A 248-nucleotide genomic window follows, 5' to 3' on the forward strand; every position below is an offset into this window, starting at 1 on the left:
ACCCTGAGCTGCGCTCGCCCATCTGCCTGGGCGGCCGCAATGCCTGTCCGCCGGAAGATGTTGGCGGCGTACCCGGCTACATCGAGTTCCTCGACGCGATCATTGATCCCGCTCATGAGGAACACCACCGGTTGCTCGACTGGTGTGGCGGTAGTTTCGATCCTGCTGCCTTTGACCTCCAGGGCCTCAACGAACGCCTCTTCGAGATCAAATTCTGATCGTCAAGACGGCCGCCAAATGTCGCTTAC

1 protein-coding gene is annotated in these 248 nt (G+C 60.1%); it reads left to right on the forward strand.

All coding sequences use genetic code 11. The features are described 5' to 3' along the window. On the forward strand, positions 1-218 hold a 218-nt coding region (locus P0D80_RS51680; protein WP_408296808.1), incomplete at its 5' end, for a plasmid pRiA4b ORF-3 family protein. Positions 219-248: the final 30 nt, after the last annotated feature.

The sequence above is a fragment of the Paraburkholderia sp. RL17-373-BIF-A genome (assembly GCF_046030175.1).
In the GTDB taxonomy this organism is placed as follows: Bacteria; Pseudomonadota; Gammaproteobacteria; order Burkholderiales; family Burkholderiaceae; genus Paraburkholderia.